Here is a 23260-nt window from a genome sequence, read left to right as displayed (position 1 = left end):
TTTCCTTAAAATTATAACCAGCCTTTGCGTTTGAAATACCAATAGGGTGCAAACGCCGCCAATGCCATTAACCCCAACGCCATCGGATAGCCAAATTTAAACCCAAGTTCCGGCATATCGTTGAAGTTCATGCCGTAGTTAGACGCTACCAAGGTTGGCGGGAGGAAAATCACCGACACAACGGAGAAGATCTTGATAATACGGTTCTGCTCAATATTAATGAAACCCATCGCAGCTTGAAGCAAGAAGTTCACTTTTTGGAACAGGGATTCATTATGCGGTTGCAAAGATTCAATGTCTCGTAAAATTTCACGTGCCTGTTCTAACTGATTAGCCGGCAAACGGGTTTTACGCACCAAGAAACTAAGCGCGCGTTGCGTATCCATCAAACACAAACGCACTTTGGAACTGGTATCTTCTTGTTCTGTTAAGGTTGCCAAGGCTTCATCAAAAGCTTCCCCTTGGGTTCCGTTTAACACCACGCGACTTAATTTTTCCAAATCCGCATACACGTTTTCAATCACATCAGCCAGTTGCTCGATTTTGGTCTCAAATAAATCCAATAATAATTCATAGGAGTTACATTCGATTAAACGCTGATTACGAGAACGCATACGATATAAACGGAACGCCGGTAATTCACGGTCACGCAAGGTAAACAAACGCCCGTCACGAATAGTGAACGCCACGCTGGCTAAATCTGCATAGTCATTTTCATCTTCACAATAAAAGAAGGAGTGCAAGTGCAAACCGTCTTCGTCTTCAAAAAAACGTGCGGATGCTTCGATGTCTTCCAACTCAAGGAAAGAGGCTAAACTCTGCCCTAGATTTTCTTGCAAGGTCTCACGTTCTTCAATAGTTGGTTCAATTAAATCAAGCCAAATCGCGGTATTTAACGGCTCGGTGGTTTCATCAATACGAACCAAGCGAGCGTCTTCAAGGGCAAAAGCATTTATCATTTTGTCATACTCCCGTATTGGACTATGCACATGGCAGTAAGCGGCGGCAAACGAAAGGAATATTACAAGCAATCACGATCAAAAGTGCGGTCGTTTTTAGACGCGTTTTTTAACGACAAATAAAGAAAGCTGTAATGAAAGAATATGTTGCAAATTTCGTTTGACGAAAAGATGCCGAAAAAGAGAAAGGTAAAAGAAACTTACCAACGAAACCATCGCCGATAAGTGAGAAAGGCGATAGTTACAGTAAAAACTCCGTTCGGTATCGACTGTGACTGTCCAAAGTGTGTGTCCTCATGTTACTAAATCGCGCGCAATGTTACGCCTGAAAGCCTGATTCGTCAAGGCGAAGGCAAAAAAATCCCCTTCGCCGAATAACCTTTTAAAGTGAAAAAACACCTCAAAATTGCACCGCACTTTTAAGCCACATTCCACCAAATTAACGCCCATTTTCGTTGTCCGTGTTCGATGGCTTCGTTGTTCTGTTGTTTTTGACGATAAAATGCGGATAAACCTTGCTTCTCTTTGTCGTTCAACGGACCAAGTGAAAATTCCACGGAATTCAACAAATCTTCATAGGTTTCGCCCATAAAACGGCCGGATTCCGTTTCAATGAAACTGAGGTTGGCTTGAATGCCTTTTTGGTAAAGCCGATTGAGCAGGTAAATATAGGTCGGGAAACCAATATCATCACGCCCGATGGCGGAAAATACGCCTTCATCTAAGAAGTGGCGCTGCGTCACGGAAGTGAGATACACCCGTTTTTTCGCTTTAGCGCAGAGTTTCTCGATCATGTCATCTAAATCATCCACTAACGTAGAACGTGATGCCAAAATCACATCCGCTTGCGGCACATCATCCCAATTCTCCAACCAAGAACGACGAATCAGATTTAAATTTTCCAGTTGCAATTTTTGTTTATATTCTGCCAACACATCCAACATTCCTGTGCTGTAATCCAAGGCGTACACCTGACTGCCTTGCTGCGCCAAAGGAATGGCAAAGGTGCCCGGGCCACAACCGATATCGAGAACGCTTTCGTCAGGTTGCACCTGCATGGTTTCCAGTAATTGTTGGTTATAACGGCTGGCTTTCCCCACCAGATTTTCTGCCATTTTGACGGCTTTCTTGTCCCATTTCTCTGGCGGCAAATTGTAATGGTTACAAGCAATAAGATGCTGTTTGTAGAGGGCGTTAAAATCAATATCGTAGAAAGTCATTGTATTTTCCTAAAGTGCGGTGGATTTTGGCGATAGATTTTACCGCATTGCTATATGCTTTAAAATATAACGTATACAAGATTTAACGCAAAAAGAAACCGCACTTTGATTGCTCAACAGTGCGGTTTGTTTTACAGGTGATGTAAATTAGTGATTAATCTCACCCTCAATCGGTTTGATATTTTCATCAAATTCCGGAAGCGGTTTATGTTCACTTGCCACGTAAGAATAAATCACCGGCAACACGAACAGGGTAAACAACGTACCAACCGCCAAGCCTGAAACAATCACAATCCCCATACTGAAACGGGAGACTGCACCGGCACCGGTCGCATAAAGCAATGGAACCAAGCCGGCAATCATCGCCGCCGTGGTCATCAGAATTGGACGTAAACGTACTTTTGCCGCATGCGTAATCGCATCAATTCGGGAACGTCCGTGGTTCAACTGCTCTTCTTTTGCCACTTCACACATTAAGATACCGTGCTTGGTGATCAAACCGACCAGCGTAATTAAGCCGACTTGAGAGTAAATATTCAGCGTTGCCCCTGCCGTGCCAATGAAGCCAAAGAAGTTCAAGGCAAGCAATGCCCCACTGATCGCCAACGGTACGGAAATCATGATCACCATTGGGTCACGAATGGACTCAAACTGAATCGCCAACACCAAGAAAATAATAATGACCGCCAACACGAATGTGACCGCTAACGCATTACCTTCTTGTACTAACTGACGGGCTTCGCCTTTGAAGTCGTAGTTGTAGCCTTGTGGTAACAATTCTTTTGAACTGTCTTCAAGCCATTGAATCGCATCTCCAATGGAAGAACCCGGCATCGGCACCGCACTGATCACCGCTGAGTTCAGCTGGCTGAAACGCGGCAAAGAGCTTGGTTGTGGTTCTAATGACACGCTGATCAAACTGCTTAACGGAACTGATTCGCCATTCGCAGCCGACACATAATAGTTATTCCAGCTTTGTGGGGATAAACGCTTTTCGCGTTTCACCTGTGAAATAATTTTATACGCACGACCGTCAATATCCACACGTTCAACCGTTGCGGCAGATAAGAAGCTGCCTAACGTTGCACTGATTTGTTTCATCGTAATACCGTAAGTACCGGCTTTTTCACGGTCAATTTTGATGTGCATTTGTGCTGTGTCGAATTTCAAGTCTAAGCTTGAGTAAACGAACTTGCCGGATTTCTGCATCGCTTCCAAGAATTTGCCTGCCACATTCGCCAAATCTGCATAGTCTTGAGAAGTGCTGATCACGAAACCGATTGGTGGTCCTTGTTCCCCGGTTTCAATTTCAGGGAAAGCAAAACCACTGACAGATACTTCCGGAATGGTCTTGGCTTTATTGTTTAACTCTTGCAACACTTCTGCTTGACTTCTGGAACGATCTTTCCAGTCTTTTAACGTCACTACGTTCAAAGATTGGTTGGTGCTTGGCACACCGGAAATGGTCATCGCAAATTGTACTTCATCCGTCTCCGTTAAGATTTTTTGATACGGTGCCATCGCCGCTTGTACATAATCGACGTTCACGTTAGACGGTGCAGAACCGATGGCTAAGAATGCACCTTTGTCTTCTGTCGGTGTAAGTTCACTGGAAAGTGAATTAAACAATACCGGCAATGTGGCAAAAATAACGCCCGCAAATGCCAACATACATTTACGATTTGCCATCACCAAATCCAAGACATAAGCGTAAGCATTGTTCACTTTGGTTAAAGTGCGGTTAACACGCTCTTCCAACTTGCTTGGTGCCGAATGATCTTTAAGTAATTTACTGGTCATCATCGGAGAAAGCGTCAACGCCACGATACCGGAAATAAATACCGCACCGGCAAGGGTTAAAGCGAACTCTTTAAACAATGTTCCGGTAATGCCACCCATTAACGCCATCGGGGAATATACTGCAATCAACGCAATCGTCATGGAAATGACCGGCACCGCAATTTCACGCGTACCGATAATCGCTGCACGGAATGGCGTTTCACCGAGCTTAATATGACGGTCAACGTTTTCTAGCACCACAATGGCATCATCCACCACCAAACCGATCGCTAAAATTAAAGCCAGCAATGTCATCAAGTTGATGGAGAAATCCAAGGTTTGTAGCATCATGATCACCCCAATAAGGGAAATCGGAATGGTAATAACCGGAATCAAAATAGCACGGAAGGAGCCAATAAACATAGTGATCACCACCAATACGATGAGAGTCGCTTCAATGATAGTTTTTACCACTTCTTCAATGGAGTTGTTAATGGCAACAGTGCGGTCATATAAAATGTCTGTTTGAATAGCGTCCGGTAAGTTATTTTTGATGCTTTCATACAATGGAAGAATTTTTTCCGCCACGGTTAACGGGTTTGCCGAAGATGTCGGATTCACTGCTAACACCACGGAATCAGAACCGTTTGCTACCGCACGGGCATTATCGCTGGATTTATTCAATTCAATATCTGCAATATCGCGTAAACGGACAAGTTTATCGCCATTGGAATACACAATCAGTTTGCTTAACTCATCAACGGATTTTGTGGTGGTATCCACTTTATTTTTGTACACCACGTAAAAACCGTTGTCGTTACCCGCAGCCGTTTGCACGTTGTTTGCCGATAAGGCAGACATCACTTGCGTGGCAGAAAGGTTTTGTGCCGCCATTTTTTGCGGATCCAACCAAATGCGCAGAGCATATTCAGATGCACCGAAAATATCCACGCTTGCCACCCCTTCCACGGTAAAGAACTGCGGTTTTACCACACGTTGAATATAGTCCGTCACCTGGCTTGCATCTAACTTATTGGAACGGAAACTAATATACATAATGCCCGAACCACCGGTAGAAGAAGTCACCGTCGGATCTTCAATCCCGCTTGGCAATTCTGAACGCACGGAATTCACCTTCGCCAACACATCGGCAAGCGCCGCATTCGGGTCGGTATTTAATTTCATTTTCACCGTGATCGAAGAACTGCTCGGTCTACTGGAAGAAGACATATAGTCCACGTTATCCGCCTGCGCGACCGCTTCTTCAATTTTCGAGGTCACAAACGCCTGAATCAAGTTAGCATCTGCGCCGGGATAGGCTGTTGTCACGGTGATCACCGTGGTTGTCATTTTAGGATATTCACGCACCGCCAGTTTGGAAATCGCCTGTAATCCCAAAATAATGATTAACAGACTAATCGAAACCGCAAGCACCGGGCGACGAATAAATATATCGGTAAATTTCATTCGTATTTCCTAATTAAAGATTGGTTTTCGATGCCGGTTGTGTGGTGCCTACGCCTTCTTTATCCGCCACAAGCACTAACGCACCGTTACTTAAATTTTGCTGACCGCCGGTAATAATTTTATCGCCGATTTTCACTTCATCGCCTTTTAACTGAGCATAGATACCTTGGCGATCCTTTGTAAACACGGTGATTTGGTTAGCACGATACATTTTGTTTACATCACCCTGTTTCGCAAATTTCTCTTTTTCCTCATCAGAAAGTGCGGTCAAAATATAAAGCGATTCGCCATACATGTTGTAACTCACCGCCACTTGCGGCACCACGATTTGCTCATATTCCGTTGCCAATGCCACATTTAAACGGGTGAACATGCCGGATAACAATTTTTCGCCATCTTCCGGCTCAAAGGTCGCTTGCACATCAATCAAACCGGTGGATGAATTAATTGCCGGCTCAATTGCCGTAACTCGTGCAGCAAAAGTTTCGCCTAAACGCGCATCTGCCGTAGCTGTCACTTTTTGACCGATACGCAATTGATCCAATAAATTCTGTGCAATAGAGAAATCCACTTTCATGGAACTGCGATCTTCCACACGTACGATTTCTGTGCCGTTCGATACATACTGACCCACATTGACTTTCACGATGCCGGCTTTGCCATCAAACGGGGCGACAATTTGGCGACGTGCAATAGTCGCTTTTAAGGATTCTACGTTAGCCGCTTGCGCATCGTAGGCGGCTTTTGCATTATCCAATTCTTGACGGGAAACACCGCCACTCTTAGCCAAATTCGCATAGCGTTGGTAAGTTTGACGCAAAGAAATCACTTGCGCTTCCGCCGCTTGCAAGCTTGCACGTTCCACCGAACTGTCTAATTCCACCAACAAATCTCCTTTTTTCACGCTTTGTCCGTTAGTGACTAACACTTTTGAAATCGTCCCCGCACTTTGTGCACTCAGCATCGCCCCTTGATTTGGACGAACCAAACCGGTGGTCTCAATCACCGGCGTCCATTGCTGCGCAGAAATGGTCATTGCCGTTACCGGAACAGCCCTTTCACCTTGATTAGCAAGATACTCAGCAATGCTTTTTGATTTCATATAATTCATCACAATCATTGCGATGAAAATGAGGACAAAAATACCCAAAGTCATTTTTAGCAAAAAGGCATGCGAACGCTTTGGTTTGATGGTTTCGGTCATACAAACTCCGTAATATCTCTTGAGTGATTATTGATTTTTAACAGCCCGCCAAGTCCGTTCAATCACAGACTCCAGCATTTCTGTTGAAACTTCTTTGATAAAATGTTGGCATTTGAAGGCGATATTAATCGCGCTTTCCAACAAGATGGCAAATAAAATATGGGTTGGCAAATCTGCCACTTCGCCCGCCTCTTTTGCTTTATTACAAAACTTATGCCACAGGCTATCTTGCTCCCATTCCCGACAAATATCAGTAAATCCCGGTAAAGATTCATATTGGTGCATATTACTCATGATCGTCGGATCACTTTGCAAAAACGTCCAAATATTCCACCACATTTTTCGGTACTGCTCGGAAAAAGATTGCGTTTCATCGTGCTCTTTTTCCATCGCACGTTGAAATGAGAGGAAAATATGACGAGCGAATTGGGCCAACAATTCTTCTTTATTTTTAAAATAAATATAAATGGTCCCCGGCGAAATTTTCGCTGCCTTTGCGATTTTGTGCATGGACAAATTCGGCAAGCCTTCCACCGCCATCAAATTGTCTGTTGCAGAAAAAATCCGCTCAATCATATCCATTTCAGATTGATTCATAGTCATTCGTAAACATTGAGTAAATCGTTAAGAAGTGCGGTGAAAAATATTTTCACCTCACACATGGGGTAGGTTACATACAGTCAATACATTACCACTGAATGAACGTTCGTTCATTTTATTGATTTTTTGTTTTTTGGCAAGTTAAAAATAAAAAAGTGCGGTGAAAAATCACCGCACTTTTTTGTTGTTTCATTCATTACATGGCAATCACAACACAGTTAATTACGCTCTTAGCTTTTTCCTGCATCTTCACTGCGGCGTTGCGATCCCCTGCCGGACCAACCACAACTCGATTCCAATCCGCGCTTTCTTTCACTCTCGCCGGCAATCCGAGTAAGCTTAAACGCGCCTGCAAACCTTCTGCCTGTGCTTTATTTTTAAAAGCACCACACTGTAAACCGTATTTACGCTCACCACTACTGCTTGTCGCTGTTTGTTGAGCGGCCTCCATTTTTTTCTGAGGTTCAGCCTTCACTGTTTGCTCAGTTTTTTTCTCTTCTTTTGGTGCAGTCGCTTTCTTCGCTTCTACAACCTGAGGTTGCGGCTTCGATTGTGCTTGAGGCTGTTGCGTTGCTTGTGTAGTAGCCGCTTGAACCGGTTGTTGCGTAGCGGCTTGTGCAGTTTGTTGCGCTTCTGCCGCTTTCGTTTTTGCCAATTCAGCTTGTTTTTGCTCTTCTTCCATCGCAGCCAAAATCTTGCGCTGTTCTTCTGTTAAACGCATATTTTTATCCAAGGATTTTGGATTATCATCAATCGGCACCGTGCGAGTTTCTAATGCTTTGATATAACTCCACACTTCTTCCGGACGATTCGGTAAAACACTTTTCGGTTGTGTTTTTTCGACGGTTTCTTGTGGTTGCATCATGTTTTCTGGTGCTTTTTCCTTCAACAAATACAATCCGAATGCAAATGCCGCCACAATCATGATGGCAAGCATGAACAACACCGACTTATTACTTTTGCGCTGTTTCTTCTTTTTCTTTGCGCCACTACGGGCAGCGTAATCACGTTGAGCCACGATAAAACCTGTTTAATCTAACTAAAATAATAATTAACGATATGACAATAAAAAATTCCGCTAATTCTACTGAAAAATTACTTTATTGACTACAAAAAAGCCGAAACTAGCTTAAATCCAACGGATCCACATCTAAAATCCACCGCACTTTTGTTGCTTGATCGCTTTGGTCACGCCCAAATGCCGTCAAGACCTGATGCAAAGTTGCACGAGAAGGATGCTGCAATAATAACTGCCAACGATATTGTCCTGCTTTTTTACTGAATGGCGCGGGCATTGGACCTAATATTTCTAATTCTGGGGCAATATCTCGTTTCACTTGCTGTAAATACTCTGCAAACTGCGCCAACAAATGCTCTGCGTCTTCAGTATGGCGACTTTGCGCTTTGAACAAAGCTTGCGAACTGAAAGGTGGTAATCCCATCGCTTTACGCAAGGCAAGGGCATTGTGTGCAAATTGGTTGTAACCTTGTTGTAACAGACTTTGTAACAAAGGATGTTCCGGATAATGGGTTTGTAAAAGCACTTCGCCTTGTTGCGCACCGCGCCCCGCACGCCCCGCTACCTGCATATAAAGTTGAGCTAGCCGTTCTTCCGCACGGAAATCCAATGAAAATAACGCACTATCCACATTGACTAATGCCACTAAGGTAACATTCGGGAAATGATGTCCTTTTGCCAACATTTGGGTACCGATAAGAATTTGGCTTTTACCCTGTTGAATATTTTCTAAATAACCTTCCAATTTGCCTTTGCGTGCCGTCGTGTCACGGTCAATACGGGCAATGCCGTAATTTGGGAAAATTGCTTTTAAGGAATCTTCTAGCTGTTCCGTACCTAAGCCCGTAGTGATTAATTGGGTAGAACCGCAATTGCCGCATTGGCGCGGAATCGGCTTTTGCGCACTGCAATGATGACAACGCAAAACATTGTGTTGTTGATGATACGTATAAGGCTTATCGCAATGGCGACATTCCGCCATCCAGCCGCATTCATGGCACAGCAACACCGGTGCAAAACCGCGTCGATTCAGAAATAACAAGACTTGATTGCCTTTTTCTAAATGCACCTGCATGCGCTTTATCAGGATTTCCGATAAACCATTGCGCATTGACTGATGTTTTAAATCAATGACGTGTTGTTGAAGTGCGGTGGACTGATTGGCTTTTTCTGATAGGCATAAACGCTGATATTTCCCCTGTTGCACATTATTCAGACTTTCCAAACAAGGCGTTGCCGACCCCATTAAAACGGGAATATTGAGTTGTTTTGCATACACCACCGCCAAATCGCGAGCATGATAACGCCAACCGTCTTGCTGCTTAAAAGAAGCGTCATGTTCTTCATCGATAATAATCGCGCCTAAATCGGCAAATTGCGTAAACAACGCTGATCGCGTACCAATAATGACCGCACTTTGTCCGCTACGCGCACGTTGCCACACGTGTAATCGTTGCGTGTCATTTAAATTGGAATGCAACACATCAATCACCACATTAAAACGGGCTTGGAAACGGCTTACCGTTTGTGGCGTCAGCCCGATTTCCGGCACCAAGACCAACACTTGTTTGCCTTGATTTAAAATCTCTTCAATAAATTGTAGATAGATTTCTGTTTTGCCGGAACCTGTCACGCCATCCAACAACCATGCCGTAAAGCCTTGAGTAAATTTCAATTGGCTAAACACCAACGCTTGTTGTTTGTTAAGTGTTAATCGATCGGCTTTATTGACGATAGGTTTATCAACTAATTGCTGTTGCCAGGTTTGAATTTCCGGTTCTTGAGCGATTTCGGTAATGTATTCTTTGGCTTTCAACGCCGACCAAATGCCACTGCCAAAGGGATTGTTGCCTTTTTCCATCCCATCCTTTGCCGCCTGCAACGCTTCAAGCTGTTTTTTCGAGCGTTTTAGCAAGCCTTGCGCCAATGCTTGCTCGCCAAGTGCGGTCGGTTTCCAAAAAATTTTTTGTTTTTCCACCGCACTTTCACCTTGGCGCAACTTCACCGGCAAGGCTTGCGATAACACTTCTCCTAAAGGGGCATGATAATAATTTGCCGCCCAATTTAAGAACTGCCAACTTTCCACTGAAAACAAAGAAATTTCATCAAGACAAGCCAACACCGGCTTCAACTGTCCTTCAGGCACTTCCGTCTGCTCCACAACATCTACCACAACGCCAACCTGCTTCTGCGTCCCAAAGGGCACAAGCACCCGCCCCCCAACAACAACCTTCATCGAAGCAGGAAGAGTATAGTCAAAATAGCGATGTAACGGCACCGGAAGTGCGATTCGGGTAAATGGCATGAATGGAAATTCAGTGAGCTAAAATGGACTCGGAATATAGCATTTCGGGGGATTATTGTCTATTTAGTGGCGGATGGGTTGAATGTCATTTTCTTTTTCTGTAAAATTCGCATCCTTACACACAAGCGTGCCATTTTAAATGGCGTAATATTAATCTCATGCGGTGTCAGGGATTGCTTTTGCGATTGGCTTGATAGCGGCATGGCTTCAAATTTGAGGTTTTCTATGAAACAAGGTATTCATCCTGAATATAAAGAAATTACTGCAACTTGTTCTTGCGGTAACGTGATCAAAACTCGTTCTACCTTAGGCAAAGACATCAACCTTGATGTGTGCGGTAAATGCCACCCATTCTATACAGGTAAACAACGTGTTGTTGATACCGGCGGTCGTGTTGAACGCTTTAACAGCCGTTTCAAAATTCCAGGTACGAAGTAATCTGTGTCTTTCAAAACCCCGCAACACGCGGGGTTTTGTTTTATTAGGATAAGGGATAGAATGCGAACCAAACATATCATGGATACTACAAATAAAAACAGTCTATCCACTCATAAAAAATTAATCTAGCTTAGTAATTAGCTTCATACTAACTTAAACTATCAAAGAAAGATAAATATGAGAATATTAATTCTACACAAATGGCTTGTAATGGGCGGAATAGAAAAAATCCTTATTAATTATCTCAAGTTACTTAGCAATGAAAAAGAAATCAAGATAGATCTTATTTTAGCATATGATCACTCAGACTCTCCATTTAAAAAAGAAATACCTAAAAATATAACTACTATATTCTTATTTAATAATGAAAATACTAAAAGGATAAACTTTCTATATAAAAATAGAAATAAAAATATAATATCTAAATTTAGATATAAAATTGTAAGAATTAAAGAAAAATTCGATTATAGAAATCGAATAAATAGCATAATAAAAAATAAATATGACATCATCATAAATTTTAGCAATCACTTTGATCAATATTTACCATTTAACAAAATTCAATCTCCAACTATCAGATGGCAACACTTAGCTTTAAAAGAAGATAAATCAAAAGAAGTAATTAAAGAAATTTCATACTTACGAAAATATGATTATGTAATTGCTATTTGTGAAGATATGGCTAAATCTTTATCATTAAGATCTGGCTTAAAAGACAATATACTTACATTATATAATCCGATCGGAGAAGATGAGGTGATATTAAAATCTAAGCAACCTATTTTAACTCATCTAAAAAATCCTTATTTTATACAAGTTGCCAGACTAGATAAGATAAAAAGACATGAAGATCTTATAAATATATATTCTAAATTAGTTAAATTAGGTATAGAAGAAAATCTATATATTTTAGGTGATGGAGAAGAAAAAGAAAATCTAAGTAAACTTATAAAAAAACTTAATTTAGAAGATCGTTGTTTATTATTAGGAGAAATAAAAAATCCTTACCCTTATATTAAGAATGCCAAACTATTCTTACATACTTCAGAACGAGAAGGATTACCTACTGTTCTTCTAGAGAGTCTATTTCTAAATGTTCCTGTCATAGCAATAGATTGCCCTACAGGCCCTAGAGAAATACTTAATAATGGTAAATGTGGAGGATTAATACCTTTAAATAATTTTGACTTATTCATCAGTAAAACATATGAGATATCAAGTTCAAAAGAGCTCTTAGAAAAAATAAGAGGAGAGATTAAAGAACATATTCATATATTTTCTGAAAATAGAACAAGAGAAAATTTAATAAAATTTCTATATTCTTTAATATAAAGAATATCCTGGAGAAAAAAATGAAAAAAATGAAAGTTGGACTACTTATTAATGAATATTTTGGTGCACTAGGAACCGGTTATGGTGGCTATGGTTTTTTAGCAAGACGATTAGTAGCTAAATATCTTCAAGATGAAGACATACAGGTAGATATTTTATTAAAGACAACATCAAAAAATTTTGGATTATTTGCTAGAAAGCATATTATTGATGGGGTTCATGTTTTTGAATTACCTAAGAAAAAATTCTTTACCTCGCGTTGGTTAAAAAAACAAAATTATGATGTCTATCTAAGTATTGAGGTTACATTTGATTTACCGTTCCTTTATGATCCCGATATAAACAAAAAACTCATATTTTGGATACAAGATCCAAGACCTAAGCATGATTGGGATGAAATTAACACAGTAAAATTATTTCCAGAACCTTGTTACTATGATCAAAACTTATATAATCGAATTCATGAATGGTATACACAAGGTAGAATAAGATTCATTTCTCAAGGATATTTTTTAAATAATAAAGCTAAAGAACTTTATAACCTAGACAAAAATATTGATATAAAATATCTACCTAATCCTATAGAGATAGATAATGCATACGATGTAAATACTTACCCAAAGAAAAATATGATTATATTCCTAGGACGTATTGAATCAGTAAAAAGAGGGTGGTTATTTTGTGAAATAGCTAAAAATTGTCCTGAATACGAATTTTATATGCTAGGACAAACATTTTATGATGCTGAGCGAAATTCCGAAATTATTAGCCGATATAAAGATATCCCTAATTTACACTTTGTAGGACACGTAGATGGTAATGAAAAAGAGCAGTTTTTAAAAGATGCCAAAATTCTTGTAAACACATCTATTCATGAGGCATTACCTATATCATTTCTAGAAGCTTTATCATACGGAACACTATTAGTTAGTAATCAGAACCCTGAAAATCTAACAGAAAAATTTGGTGTCTATACTGGAACAGTTTTAGGAGATGGTTTTGAACATGTACAAAAATACGTTGATGGAATCAGAAAACTAATTGAAAATGAATCTAGCAGAGTGGAACTAGCAAATAATGCTATTCAATATATAAAAGAGGTGCATAACCTTGATCGTTTTATTCATGATATAAAAGAAACTATCCTAGAAACAATAAAGGATTATTAGATGAAAAATGAATTACCTCTCATATTTATTATTAGCCTTGTAAATTCTCCCAGAAGATCTATTATCAAGAATAGACTTTCAAAATTAGGACTACAATTTGAGTTTTTTGATGCTATCTATGGTAAAGACTTATCAAAAGAACAACTATCTCAAATTGATTTTCAATTCTATCCTCAAAACTTTTCTGCTAAAAAGCCTCTAACACTAGGGGAAATTGGTTGTGCGATGAGCCATATCATGCTCTACGAGCACATTGTGAAAAATAATATTAGAGAGGCTATTATTCTAGAAGACGATGCAATTGTATCTCTATACTTTGAAGAAATAGTAACAGCCGCGCTAAATAAAGTTTCCTCAAAAAAAGAGATACTCTTCTTAGATCATGGAAAAGCCAAAGTATATCCTTTCATGAAAAGACTTCCTGAACGTTATAGACTAGCCAAATATCGTTCTCCATCCAAAAAATCTAAAAGAAGTATTATTAGAACAACAGGTTATTTAATTACTTATGAAGGAGCAAAAAAATTATTATCATATGCTTATCCAATAAGAATGCCATCAGATTTTTTAACCGGTCTATTACAACTGACAAATATTAATGCTTATGGTATTGAGCCTGCATGCGTCTTTGGGGATGTAGATTCTGAAATAGATAGTATTGAAAATAGATATAAATAGTAGCACTATGAAATTAAAAGAAACGTTGCAAAAAATACGACTAATGATAGGGAAACTTATCTTAGATAAAAAAATAGCTAAAAATTCTACCGTACTTCTTCCTAAGAGAATTCTCTTCTTACGACAAGATGGGAAGATTGGCGATTACATTGTGAGCTCTTTTATTTTCAGAGAAATTAAGAAATTCAACTCTGAAATAAAAATTGGTGTAGTTTGTACAACAAAAGATGCCTACTTATTTAAACAAAATCCTCATATTGATCAACTTTACTTTGTAAAGAAACGCAGTATTCTTGACTATATTAAATCCGGCTTAGTCCTTGCAAAAGAAAAATATGATGTAGTAATTGACCCAACACTAGCAATAAAAAACCGAGATCTCCTTTTACTAAGATTAATTAATGCTAAAAATTATATTGGTTATAAAAAATCAAATTATAAAATCTTTACTCACAGTTTAGAAAATGATGAACATTTTTCTAAAATCTATCAACAATCTTTAGAAGCAGTAGGAATAACAAATGTAGATACCACTTATGATATTCCTTATGATGAAAAAAGTGCAGTTGAAATTCAGAATTTTTTACAAGGAAATAATATCTCTGACTATATTACTGTAAATTTCTTTGGAGCATATAGAGCTAAGAAAGTAAACAATGAAAATATTAAACTATACTTAAAATATTTAACAGAGATCACAAGAGGAAAGCAATTCGTACTATTGAGTTACCCAGAAGTTACACCTTTATTGAAAGAATTATCTAAAAAATATGAGAATATCTTTGTTCATGATACAAAAACTATTTTTCATACCATTGAATTAATTCGAAATTCAATTCAACTAATATCAACAGATACTTCAACAGTGCATATTGCAGCTGGATTTAATAAACCAATTATTGCTATTTATAAGGAAGATATTATTGCATTTAAACATTGGCATCCTAACTGTAAAAATGAAACGCATATTATTTTCTATAAAGAAAATATTAATGAAATATCTATAGATAAGTTAAAAGAAGAATGGATAAAGTGAGTCTAAACATGTTGATATCTATAATTATACCTGTATTCAATACCTCTCCAAAATTAATTGATGAATGTTTAAAGAGTATAGAATTACATCTTAAGAAATGGAGAGAATCCATAGAAGTCATTATTGTAAATGATGGTTCAACATCGGAAGATACGATTAAGTATCTTTCAGAATCAAACTATACAGTATTGAATCAATCTAATAAGGGATTACCATCTGCAAGAAACTTTGGTATATTCCATGCATCAGGGAAATACATTTTTCCACTAGACTCAGATGATATTGTTAGTGAGTATATTGGGTTATATATTAATGAATTAATAGATAATAAAAATATTGATGTATTATTTGGAGATTTATATACCTTTGGAGATGCAGATCATATCTATAAACTAGATAAAACAACTAAACTTGAGTTTTTTTTAGATGATAAATTTATTCCATCTTGTTCTATATATAAGCGGGATTTATGGAAGGAATTAAATGGATATGATGAAAGTTTTATAACAAGCGAAGACTATGATTTTTATTGTAGAGCGTTTTCTATAAATGCCAAGTTTAAATATATGGAGATGCCAAACTATTATTGGAGGATAATAAAAAATAGCCAATCCCTATCTCAAAAAAATGAAAAATTATTTAGAGAATATCAACTAAGATCTAGAAATAAGACTTTATTATCAACTCTATCAAAACAAGATATTAATGACTATATAACACAGAAACTCAAAAATAAAAAACATAGATTACTAGGTTTGTTTATCTATTTAGCTTCTCCTAGAATATATTTATTTTTAAATAAACTAAGAATATTCTCATATGGAACTAACTTTATTAAGTAACAATTTTTCTTAATAAATAACACCTAATATATAATTCTTATTTTATATTATCCACCCTTTCTTCTGACACATCGGGCAATAAAAGCTGTTTCGTTGTCCGATGGTTAAACTTTCAATTTTTGTACCGCACTTTGGACAAGGTTTGCCTTTGTTGCCATAAACCAGTAATTCTTGCGCAAAATAACCCGGTCTGCCATCAGGTTGTAAGAAATCTTTGAGTGTGGTTCCGCCTTGTTCAATCGCTTTTGCAAGAACCGATTTAATGGTATCAACCAAACGTTCACATTGCTTACGCGTCAGATTGGCGGCAAGTTTCATAGGATGCAGACCACATAAAAATAAACTTTCATTGGCATAAATGTTGCCAACGCCCACAACCACGGTGTTATCCATTAATAAGGTTTTAAGTGCGGTCGTTTTTTTGCGGGATTTTTTGAAAAGATAGTCTGCGTTAAATTCTTCTGATAACGGTTCCGGTCCCAGTTTTAAAAATAAATGAAACTCGTCTAATTTTTCCGTCCACAACCAAGCGCCAAAACGGCGCGGATCGTTATAACGCAATAATCGACCATTGTTTAGCACAATATCCAGATGATCATGTTTATCAATCGGGCAGTCATGCGGTACGATTCTTACGGTTCCCGACATCCCTAAGTGTCCGATGATATAACCTTTTTCGGTATGAATAATGAGGTATTTAGCGCGGCGGGTAAGATCCAGAATTTTTACTTGATGCAATGTTGCTAATTCCGGTGATACCGCCCAGCGGAGTTTCGGCTGACGTACCTCGATTTTTTCAATCGTGTAATCTTTTAGATAAGGGCTTACGCCACGTAGTGCGGTTTCGACTTCAGGTAGTTCAGGCATTCTCTTTCTCCGATAGCCACTGGATATAAAAAAACCCGAACAATGTCGGGTTTTTCAATTCGTGCAAAATTATTTGATTTTTGCTTCTTTATAAATAACGTGTTTACGCACAACTGGATCAAATTTTTTGATTTCCATTTTTTCAGGCATATTACGTTTGTTTTTATCAGTTGTGTAGAAATGACCGGTTTCTGCGGTAGAAACTAAACGGATTTTCTCACGAGCACCTTTTGCTGCCATTTGTTAGCTCCTTAGATTTTCTCGCCACGAGCACGGATTTCAGCTAAAACTGCATCAATGCCTTTTTTATCAATAATACGCATACCTTTTGCAGTTAAGCGTAATGTTACGAAACGGTTTTCACTTTCAACCCAAAAACGGTGAGTGTGAAGGTTAGGAAGAAAACGACGACGAGTCGCGTTCATTGCGTGAGAGCGGTTGTTACCCACTGCCGGACGCTTGCCTGTTACTTGACAGACTCTAGACATATTAATCTCCAATAATGAAATTTAAGCTCGAGCTTACGGTTCGGAATACTTCAAAAATAACTTTTGAATGACCTCGTCAGGTCGTATAACCCGACCCGCATACTATATTAAAGGTCGTGCATTATACTCACTTTATATTGCATTCTCAAGCCTAAATCCTGAATTTGCTGACATTAAAACTAAAATTTATCCAAAAGTGCGGTCAGTTTTAGAGAAGATTTTGTTCCGCAAAGGAAAAATAATTGCCTTTGCCAATCACAAAATGATCCAGCACTCGAATTTCCACCAACTCCGCTGCCTGTTTGATAGTCTCCGTAATTTGTCGGTCGGAAAAACTTGGTTCCGCTACGCCGGAAGGATGATTATGTGCCAAAATAATCGCCGCCGCATTGCAAGCCAACGCCTCTTTGATGACTTCACGCGGATAAACCATCGCTTTATTAATTGTGCCAAGAAACAAGCGCTCCTGCTTAATCAAGCGATGCTGGTTATCCAAGAACAGCACTAAGAAAATTTCTCGCTCTGTATTTTCCAACTCTGTTTGTAAGTACATTTTCACTGTCTCTGACGAACTAAAACAATACCCTTCTTTAAGTTCCGCCAATAAATAACGACGGGTCATTTCCGTGCAAGCTTGCAATTGAATAAACTGCGTAATGCCAATGCCTTTCACTGCACAAAACTGCTTTTGATTGGCGCTAATAAGTCCTCGCAACGATCCAAAATGTTGTAGTACATTTTTCGATAGCTGCATCACCGGACAATCTTTAATCCCCGTACGCAAGAAAATGGCCAAAAGTTCAGCATCTGTTAGTGTGGCGACTCCATATTTTAAGAGCTTTTCCCTTGGCATTAAGGCCTCATTCATTTCTTTAACCTCGCAAAAAATAACAGATTCGCTATTCATTCACAGGACGTCGTAAAATCCAAAAAGTACATTCAAAAGATGGGATTGGGATCGCAAAATAAGATTTTTGATTAAATCATAATTCAAGTAGAATAAGCGAATTCATCTCCGAGCCAGTCAATTCATGGGATTCAAGCATGATTAATCTAGAAAATAAACGCATTGTTGTGGGTATTACCGGCGGCATTGCCGCGTACAAAACCATCGAATTAATTCGTTTATTACGCAAAGCCAATGCGCAGGTTCGCGTGGTGCTCACGCCTGCTGCCGCAGAATTTGTGACCCCACTCACCTTACAAGCGATTTCCGGTAATGCCGTGGCGCAATCGTTATTGGATCCGCAAGCAGAACTGGCAATGGGACATATTGAATTGGCGAAATGGGCGGATGTCGTATTAATCGCACCTGCCAGTGCCGATGTTATTGCGCGCTTAACTGTTGGGATGGCGAACGATTTACTTTCCACGATTTGCCTTGCCACCAGTGCACCGATTTTTCTTGCGCCGGCGATGAATCAACAAATGTATCGCCAAGCCATAACGCAGCAAAATCTGACCGCGCTTTTAAGCCGTGGCATACAACTTATCGGCCCGAATAGTGGTGAACAAGCCTGTGGTGATGTGGGCGCAGGGCGAATGTCCGAACCTTCTGAAATTTTCACCGCACTTTGCCATCATTTTACTGTGCAGCAAGATTTACTCGGCATCCATGTTGCCATTACGGCAGGCCCAACGCGTGAAGCCATCGATCCGGTGCGTTATATTTCCAACCACAGCTCCGGTAAAATGGGCTTTGCGATTGCAGAAGCCTTTGCCAAACGTGGGGCAACTGTGACGTTAATTGCCGGCCCGGTGAATCTCACCGCCTCACCCAATATTCACCGTATTGATGTCACTTCCGCGCAAGAAATGTGGCAAACCGCATTAGAAAGTGCGGTCAAAAATCACATTTTTATTGGTTGTGCTGCGGTGGCGGATTACCGTATTGCGGATATCGCTGATCAAAAAATCAAAAAATCGGCTGAAGAAATGACGTTAAAGCTCGTTAAAAATCCGGATATTATCGCGGATGTGGCGCATCTTACGGAAAAGCGCCCTTTCACTATTGGGTTTGCGGCTGAAACACAGAATGTTGCCGATTACGCGAAAGATAAATTGACGCGCAAAAATTTGGATATGATTTGTGCCAATGACGTTTCCGGCGGGCAAGTGTTTGGACAAGATCACAATGCGCTACACCTCTTTTGGAAAAACGGAGAAAAAGCCTTGCCGCAGGCGGATAAAAATACATTGGCAGAAGCATTAGTCAGTGAAATTATGGCGCGTTACCGTCAATAAAAAAACACAGCAAAAACCAACCGCACTTTATCAAAAACACAAAAGATTTCGTTAAAGGAAAAGATCACAATGAAAAAAATTGACGTTAAAATTTTAGATAGCCGTCTTGGCAACGAATTTCCCCTGCCAACGTATGCCACCGAAGGATCCGCAGGTTTGGATTTACGTGCGCTCCTAGAAAATGGCATTGAAATTCAACCGGGTGAAACCAAATTAATTCCAACGGGACTTTCTATTTATATTGCCGATCCCAATTTAGCCGCAGTCATTTTACCTCGTTCCGGTTTAGGTCATAAACACGGTATCGTATTGGGCAATTTAGTCGGTTTAATCGATTCTGATTATCAAGGTCCACTCATGGTTTCCGTGTGGAATCGTGGCAATGAGCCGTTCAAAATTGAAGTAGGCGATCGCATCGCGCAATTAGTCTTTGTGCCCGTTGTGCAAGCGGAATTTAATATCGTCAACGAATTTCATGCCACAGAACGCGGCGAAGGCGGTTTCGGCCATTCAGGTAAACACTAATGGAACAAACCAATAAACGCAGTATTAAAGAACGCCGCCAACAAGTGTTGACGGTGCTCACGCATATGTTGCATTCCGAACGCGGCATGGAGCGTATGACAACGGCGCGTTTAGCCGCAGAAGTGGGCGTGTCAGAAGCGGCGTTATACCGTTATTACCCAAGCAAAACCAAGATTTTTGAAGCCTTAATTGAGAATATCGAAAGCACATTGCTTAATCGCATTTCACAATCTATCAAAAATGAAACCAACACCATGCAACGGGTAAAAGACATCCTGCAGATGATCTTGGATTTTGCCCGTAAAAACCCCGGTTTAACCCGTGTGTTAACCGGCCATGCGCTGATGTTTGAAGATGCCAAACTACAAGCCCGCGTTGCCACCTTTTTTGACAGGCTGGAATTGCAGTTTGTGAATATTCTGCAAATGCGAAAATTGCGCGAAGGCCGCGGATTTAACGTGGACGAACGCATTATCGCCGCACACCTCGTCACCCTCTGTGAAGGACAGTTTATGCGCTATGTGCGTTCTAACTTCCGACACACACCAAATCAAGGGTTTAGCCAGCAATGGCAGCTCATTGAAAGCTTATTTGCATAATTTATTTATTTAGGTAATATGTCGTGATTATTCCTTGGCAAGAACTGGCGGAAGACACTTTAATCAATATTGTGGAAAGCGTCATTTTACGTGAAGGAACCGATTATGGTTCACATGAACAGACTTTCGAACAAAAAAAGAAAGCGCTACTGAACAGAATCCGCCAAGGAAGTGCGGTGATCGTTTGGTCTGAACTACATGAATCTATCGATATAAAAGATAAAACGGAATTTTTTAAATAAACTTTTTAGTTTTTTATTGTTAGCTGGAGGTTTTCAACGTGCAGGAACAAAACGCACAAGTTACAACTCAATCAACGGATCCAACCCTTGATTGGTTTTTATCTCACTGTCATATTCATAAATATCCATCTAAAAGCACATTAATCAATGCCGGTGAAAAGGCTGAAACCTTATACTATTTAATTCAAGGTTCCGTTTCCGTTTTAGTGAAAGATGAAGATGGCAAAGAAATGATTCTGACTTATCTAAGCCAAGGCGATTTCTTCGGGGAAGCCGGTTTATTTGAAGAAGATCAGCGTCGTTCCGCCTGGATAAAAGCCAAAGCGGCTTGTGAAGTTGCTGAAATTTCCTACCGTAAATTCCGCCAATTAATTCAAGTTAATCCTGAAATTCTGATGCTCCTTACCGCACAGTTGGCACGTCGTTTACAAAACACCTCACGCCAAGTCAGTAACTTGGCTTTCTTGGATGTTACCGGGCGCATTGCTCAAACCTTATTAAACTTAGCCAAAATGCCGGAAGCGATGACCCATCCTGACGGGATGCAAATTAAAATTACCCGCCAAGAAATCGGCCAAATGGTAGGCTGTTCCCGTGAAACCGTTGGACGCATTCTCAAAATGCTGGAAGATCAACATCTCATTTCAGCCCATGGCAAGACCATCGTTGTTTATGGGACCCGTTAAAAACACGATAAAATAAGACCGCACTTTAGTTAAAGTGCTAAAGTTTGCGTCTAACATACAGAATAAAGAATACAAAAAAGGTCTGAAAACTCAGACCTTTTTTATTTAATAAGTGTTAATTAACGCATTGTTACAAACTCTTCCGAGCCTGTTGGGTGAATAGCCACTGTGTTGTCAAAATCCGCTTTTGTCGCGCCCATTTTAATAGCAACAGCAAAACCTTGGATCATTTCGTCCACGCCAAAACCGATACCATGTAAGCCCACGATTTTTTCCTCTTTACCCACGCACACCAATTTCATGCGGCAAGGTTGACGATGTTGGGTGACAGCCGTGTACATAGAGGTAAAGGAAGATTTATACACTTTCACATTTTCCGCACCATATTGTTCAATGGCTTGTGGTTCGGTTAATCCGACAGTGCCGATTGGCGGATGACTGAACACCACAGACGGTACTAAATTGTAGTCTAAATGTTCGTTCGGTTTATTGTTAAACAGGCGTTCGGATAAACGACGTCCGGCTGCAACCGCCACCGGCGTGAGTTCAATACCGCCTTCAATAATATCGCCTACCGCATAAATCCCCGGCACATTGGTGTTTTGGTATTTATCTACCTTGATGAAGCCACGCGCATTCGCTTCTACGCCGGCAGCTTGTAAATTAATTTTATCAGTCGTCGGCTCACGTCCAATGGCCCAAATCAAGCAATCCACGGTTTGCTCGCGACCATCCTCTAATTTAAGGGTCACAGAACCATCTGCATTTTTTACCACCTCTTTTGGAATGGCATGAGTATGCAACGTAATGCCGTCTTGTTGCATGGATTCCACTAAGGTTTCCACCATCATTGGATCAAAATTACGCAACGGCGCGTGTTTACGCACAAATAAATGGGTTTCCACACCAAGGCTGTTCAAGACGCCTGCCAACTCTACGGCAATATAACCTGCGCCGACAACGGCTGTGCGTTTAGGCAGCTCGGTTAAGGCAAAAACGCCATTAGAATCAATACCGTATTCCGCGCCTTTTATTGCTGGAATACTTGGACGTCCACCGGTAGCAATCAAGATATGATCTGCTGTCACTTGTTCGGTGGAACCATCGCCAAAAGTCACTTCAAGGGTATTTTTATTGACAAATTTGGCAAAACCACGAATCACATCCACGTTATTTTTTGCCAACACGTTATCGTATGAAGTATGAATGCGGGAAATATAGGCTTGACGGCTTTCCACCAACTTAGCGAAATCAAATTTTTTGACGTCCACATCAAAACCGTAATCCGGTGCATAATGATGGATGGCTTCCGCAATTTGTGCGCCGTAGAACATCACTTTTTTCGGCACGCAGCCCACGTTAACACAGGTTCCACCTAAATGTTTTGCTTCAATAATGGCACATTTTTTGCCATAACTTGCTGCACGGTTAATGGAAGCAATTCCACCGCTGCCACCACCGATGGCAATGTAATCATAATGTCTGGTCATACTCTTTTCCTTATTAATAAATTGGGCGCTATTCTGCCCAAAGGATGTTCACAAATCAAACAAATAGGATAA

The 23260-nt window shown here is 40.1% G+C and carries 23 protein-coding genes; 11 read left to right on the top strand and 12 right to left on the bottom strand.

Annotated features, from left to right (window positions below):
- Positions 1-11: 11 nt before the first annotated feature.
- The 7 genes from corA to priA all read right to left on the bottom strand — a co-directional run bounded on the left by corA (position 12) and on the right by priA (position 10552).
- Positions 12-959 carry a magnesium/cobalt transporter CorA gene (corA, locus tag DQN58_RS03685; protein ID WP_006716772.1) on the bottom strand — a complete coding sequence of 316 codons (948 nt, stop codon included), beginning with the start codon at positions 957-959 and terminating at the stop codon, positions 12-14.
- Between the two features lie 419 nt (positions 960-1378).
- Positions 1379-2179, bottom strand: coding sequence for a class I SAM-dependent methyltransferase (locus tag DQN58_RS03680; RefSeq protein ID WP_006716768.1), 801 nt, complete (start codon positions 2177-2179; stop codon positions 1379-1381).
- A 147-nt stretch (positions 2180-2326) separates the two neighbouring features.
- The gene (gene acrB / locus DQN58_RS03675; protein WP_006716765.1) at positions 2327-5425 is read right to left on the bottom strand and encodes a multidrug efflux RND transporter permease subunit AcrB; all 3099 of its coding nucleotides are present in this window, start codon (positions 5423-5425) and stop codon (positions 2327-2329) included.
- A 13-nt stretch (positions 5426-5438) separates the two neighbouring features.
- A complete protein-coding gene (gene acrA, locus DQN58_RS03670; RefSeq protein ID WP_006716763.1) occupies positions 5439-6629 on the bottom strand; it encodes a multidrug efflux RND transporter periplasmic adaptor subunit AcrA in 1191 nt (396 codons plus the stop codon).
- Between the two features lie 27 nt (positions 6630-6656).
- Positions 6657-7226, bottom strand: a complete 570-nt coding sequence (locus DQN58_RS03665) for a TetR/AcrR family transcriptional regulator (protein WP_032997753.1) — start codon at positions 7224-7226, stop codon at positions 6657-6659.
- Positions 7227-7425: 199 nt separating this feature from the next.
- Entirely contained in the window at positions 7426-8247 is an 822-nt protein-coding gene (ftsN, locus tag DQN58_RS03660; protein ID WP_006716758.1) for a cell division protein FtsN, read from the bottom strand.
- Positions 8248-8353: 106 nt separating this feature from the next.
- The gene (gene priA, locus DQN58_RS03655) at positions 8354-10552 is read right to left on the bottom strand and encodes a primosomal protein N' (RefSeq protein WP_032997752.1); all 2199 of its coding nucleotides are present in this window, start codon (positions 10550-10552) and stop codon (positions 8354-8356) included.
- Between the two features lie 225 nt (positions 10553-10777).
- Here priA and rpmE point away from each other — a divergent pair, with 225 nt between their 5' ends.
- The 6 genes from rpmE to DQN58_RS03625 all read left to right on the top strand — a co-directional run bounded on the left by rpmE (position 10778) and on the right by DQN58_RS03625 (position 16047).
- Entirely contained in the window at positions 10778-10990 is a 213-nt protein-coding gene (gene rpmE, locus DQN58_RS03650) for a 50S ribosomal protein L31 (protein WP_006716752.1), read from the top strand.
- A gap of 177 nt (positions 10991-11167) precedes the next feature.
- A complete protein-coding gene (locus DQN58_RS03645; protein WP_006716750.1) occupies positions 11168-12322 on the top strand; it encodes a glycosyltransferase in 1155 nt (384 codons plus the stop codon).
- Between the two features lie 29 nt (positions 12323-12351).
- Entirely contained in the window at positions 12352-13491 is a 1140-nt protein-coding gene (locus tag DQN58_RS03640; RefSeq protein WP_006716748.1) for a glycosyltransferase family 4 protein, read from the top strand.
- Entirely contained in the window at positions 13492-14169 is a 678-nt protein-coding gene (locus tag DQN58_RS03635) for a glycosyltransferase family 25 protein (RefSeq protein WP_006716746.1), read from the top strand.
- A 7-nt stretch (positions 14170-14176) separates the two neighbouring features.
- Positions 14177-15205 (top strand): glycosyltransferase family 9 protein, encoded by a 1029-nt coding sequence (locus DQN58_RS03630; RefSeq protein WP_032997750.1) that lies wholly within the window; start codon positions 14177-14179, stop codon positions 15203-15205.
- Positions 15193-16047, top strand: a complete 855-nt coding sequence (locus DQN58_RS03625; protein WP_006716742.1) for a glycosyltransferase family 2 protein — start codon at positions 15193-15195, stop codon at positions 16045-16047. Before DQN58_RS03630 ends, DQN58_RS03625 begins: the two co-directional genes overlap by 13 nt.
- A gap of 42 nt (positions 16048-16089) precedes the next feature.
- On the opposite strand, the gene mutM is transcribed toward DQN58_RS03625, so the two are convergent.
- The 4 genes from mutM to radC form a co-directional block, all read right to left on the bottom strand.
- Positions 16090-16914, bottom strand: a complete 825-nt coding sequence (gene mutM, locus DQN58_RS03620; protein WP_006716739.1) for a DNA-formamidopyrimidine glycosylase — start codon at positions 16912-16914, stop codon at positions 16090-16092.
- A 69-nt stretch (positions 16915-16983) separates the two neighbouring features.
- On the bottom strand, positions 16984-17154 hold the full coding sequence (gene rpmG / locus DQN58_RS03615) for a 50S ribosomal protein L33 (protein WP_005613503.1): 171 nt from the start codon (positions 17152-17154) through the stop codon (positions 16984-16986).
- Between the two features lie 11 nt (positions 17155-17165).
- A complete protein-coding gene (rpmB, locus tag DQN58_RS03610) occupies positions 17166-17402 on the bottom strand; it encodes a 50S ribosomal protein L28 (RefSeq protein ID WP_005542826.1) in 237 nt (78 codons plus the stop codon).
- Between the two features lie 208 nt (positions 17403-17610).
- Positions 17611-18270 (bottom strand): RadC family protein, encoded by a 660-nt coding sequence (radC, locus tag DQN58_RS03605; RefSeq protein WP_032997749.1) that lies wholly within the window; start codon positions 18268-18270, stop codon positions 17611-17613.
- A gap of 176 nt (positions 18271-18446) precedes the next feature.
- Here radC and coaBC point away from each other — a divergent pair, with 176 nt between their 5' ends.
- The 5 genes from coaBC to crp all read left to right on the top strand — a co-directional run bounded on the left by coaBC (position 18447) and on the right by crp (position 21698).
- Positions 18447-19646 (top strand): bifunctional phosphopantothenoylcysteine decarboxylase/phosphopantothenate--cysteine ligase CoaBC, encoded by a 1200-nt coding sequence (gene coaBC / locus DQN58_RS03600; RefSeq protein ID WP_006716725.1) that lies wholly within the window; start codon positions 18447-18449, stop codon positions 19644-19646.
- Positions 19647-19715: 69 nt separating this feature from the next.
- A complete protein-coding gene (dut, locus tag DQN58_RS03595; protein WP_006716724.1) occupies positions 19716-20171 on the top strand; it encodes a dUTP diphosphatase in 456 nt (151 codons plus the stop codon).
- A complete protein-coding gene (gene slmA / locus DQN58_RS03590) occupies positions 20171-20770 on the top strand; it encodes a nucleoid occlusion factor SlmA (protein WP_006716723.1) in 600 nt (199 codons plus the stop codon). Before dut ends, slmA begins: the two co-directional genes overlap by 1 nt.
- 23 nt (positions 20771-20793) lie before the next feature.
- Positions 20794-21012 (top strand): YheU family protein, encoded by a 219-nt coding sequence (locus DQN58_RS03585; protein WP_005715916.1) that lies wholly within the window; start codon positions 20794-20796, stop codon positions 21010-21012.
- A 38-nt stretch (positions 21013-21050) separates the two neighbouring features.
- On the top strand, positions 21051-21698 hold the full coding sequence (gene crp / locus DQN58_RS03580) for a cAMP-activated global transcriptional regulator CRP (RefSeq protein ID WP_005715913.1): 648 nt from the start codon (positions 21051-21053) through the stop codon (positions 21696-21698).
- Between the two features lie 119 nt (positions 21699-21817).
- Here the strand turns inward: crp and gorA are convergent, their stop codons facing one another.
- Complete coding sequence (gene gorA / locus DQN58_RS03575; protein ID WP_005715910.1) at positions 21818-23188, bottom strand: glutathione-disulfide reductase; 1371 nt, start codon at positions 23186-23188, stop codon at positions 21818-21820.
- Positions 23189-23260: the final 72 nt, after the last annotated feature.

Source organism: Aggregatibacter segnis ATCC 33393 (assembly GCF_900476035.1).
Classification (GTDB): domain Bacteria; phylum Pseudomonadota; class Gammaproteobacteria; order Enterobacterales; family Pasteurellaceae; genus Aggregatibacter; species Aggregatibacter segnis.
This window is presented reverse-complemented; position numbering and strand designations above follow the sequence as displayed.

Excerpts from the sequence above, each read along its gene's own strand:
- corA (WP_006716772.1), bottom strand. The coding sequence starts at position 959 with ATGATAAATGCTTTTGCCCTTGAAGACGCTCGCTTGGTTCGTATTGAT.
- DQN58_RS03680 (WP_006716768.1), bottom strand. The coding sequence starts at position 2,179 with ATGACTTTCTACGATATTGATTTTAACGCCCTCTACAAACAGCATCTT.
- acrB (WP_006716765.1), bottom strand. The coding sequence starts at position 5,425 with ATGAAATTTACCGATATATTTATTCGTCGCCCGGTGCTTGCGGTTTCG.
- acrA (WP_006716763.1), bottom strand. The coding sequence starts at position 6,629 with ATGACCGAAACCATCAAACCAAAGCGTTCGCATGCCTTTTTGCTAAAA.
- DQN58_RS03665 (WP_032997753.1), bottom strand. The coding sequence starts at position 7,226 with ATGAATCAATCTGAAATGGATATGATTGAGCGGATTTTTTCTGCAACA.
- priA (WP_032997752.1), bottom strand. The coding sequence starts at position 10,552 with ATGCCATTTACCCGAATCGCACTTCCGGTGCCGTTACATCGCTATTTT.
- rpmE (WP_006716752.1), top strand. The coding sequence starts at position 10,778 with ATGAAACAAGGTATTCATCCTGAATATAAAGAAATTACTGCAACTTGT.
- DQN58_RS03645 (WP_006716750.1), top strand. The coding sequence starts at position 11,168 with ATGAGAATATTAATTCTACACAAATGGCTTGTAATGGGCGGAATAGAA.
- DQN58_RS03640 (WP_006716748.1), top strand. The coding sequence starts at position 12,352 with ATGAAAGTTGGACTACTTATTAATGAATATTTTGGTGCACTAGGAACC.
- DQN58_RS03635 (WP_006716746.1), top strand. The coding sequence starts at position 13,492 with ATGAAAAATGAATTACCTCTCATATTTATTATTAGCCTTGTAAATTCT.
- DQN58_RS03630 (WP_032997750.1), top strand. The coding sequence starts at position 14,177 with ATGAAATTAAAAGAAACGTTGCAAAAAATACGACTAATGATAGGGAAA.
- DQN58_RS03625 (WP_006716742.1), top strand. The coding sequence starts at position 15,193 with ATGGATAAAGTGAGTCTAAACATGTTGATATCTATAATTATACCTGTA.
- mutM (WP_006716739.1), bottom strand. The coding sequence starts at position 16,914 with ATGCCTGAACTACCTGAAGTCGAAACCGCACTACGTGGCGTAAGCCCT.
- rpmG (WP_005613503.1), bottom strand. The coding sequence starts at position 17,154 with ATGGCAGCAAAAGGTGCTCGTGAGAAAATCCGTTTAGTTTCTACCGCA.
- rpmB (WP_005542826.1), bottom strand. The coding sequence starts at position 17,402 with ATGTCTAGAGTCTGTCAAGTAACAGGCAAGCGTCCGGCAGTGGGTAAC.
- radC (WP_032997749.1), bottom strand. The coding sequence starts at position 18,270 with ATGAATGAGGCCTTAATGCCAAGGGAAAAGCTCTTAAAATATGGAGTC.
- coaBC (WP_006716725.1), top strand. The coding sequence starts at position 18,447 with ATGATTAATCTAGAAAATAAACGCATTGTTGTGGGTATTACCGGCGGC.
- dut (WP_006716724.1), top strand. The coding sequence starts at position 19,716 with ATGAAAAAAATTGACGTTAAAATTTTAGATAGCCGTCTTGGCAACGAA.
- slmA (WP_006716723.1), top strand. The coding sequence starts at position 20,171 with ATGGAACAAACCAATAAACGCAGTATTAAAGAACGCCGCCAACAAGTG.
- gorA (WP_005715910.1), bottom strand. The coding sequence starts at position 23,188 with ATGACCAGACATTATGATTACATTGCCATCGGTGGTGGCAGCGGTGGA.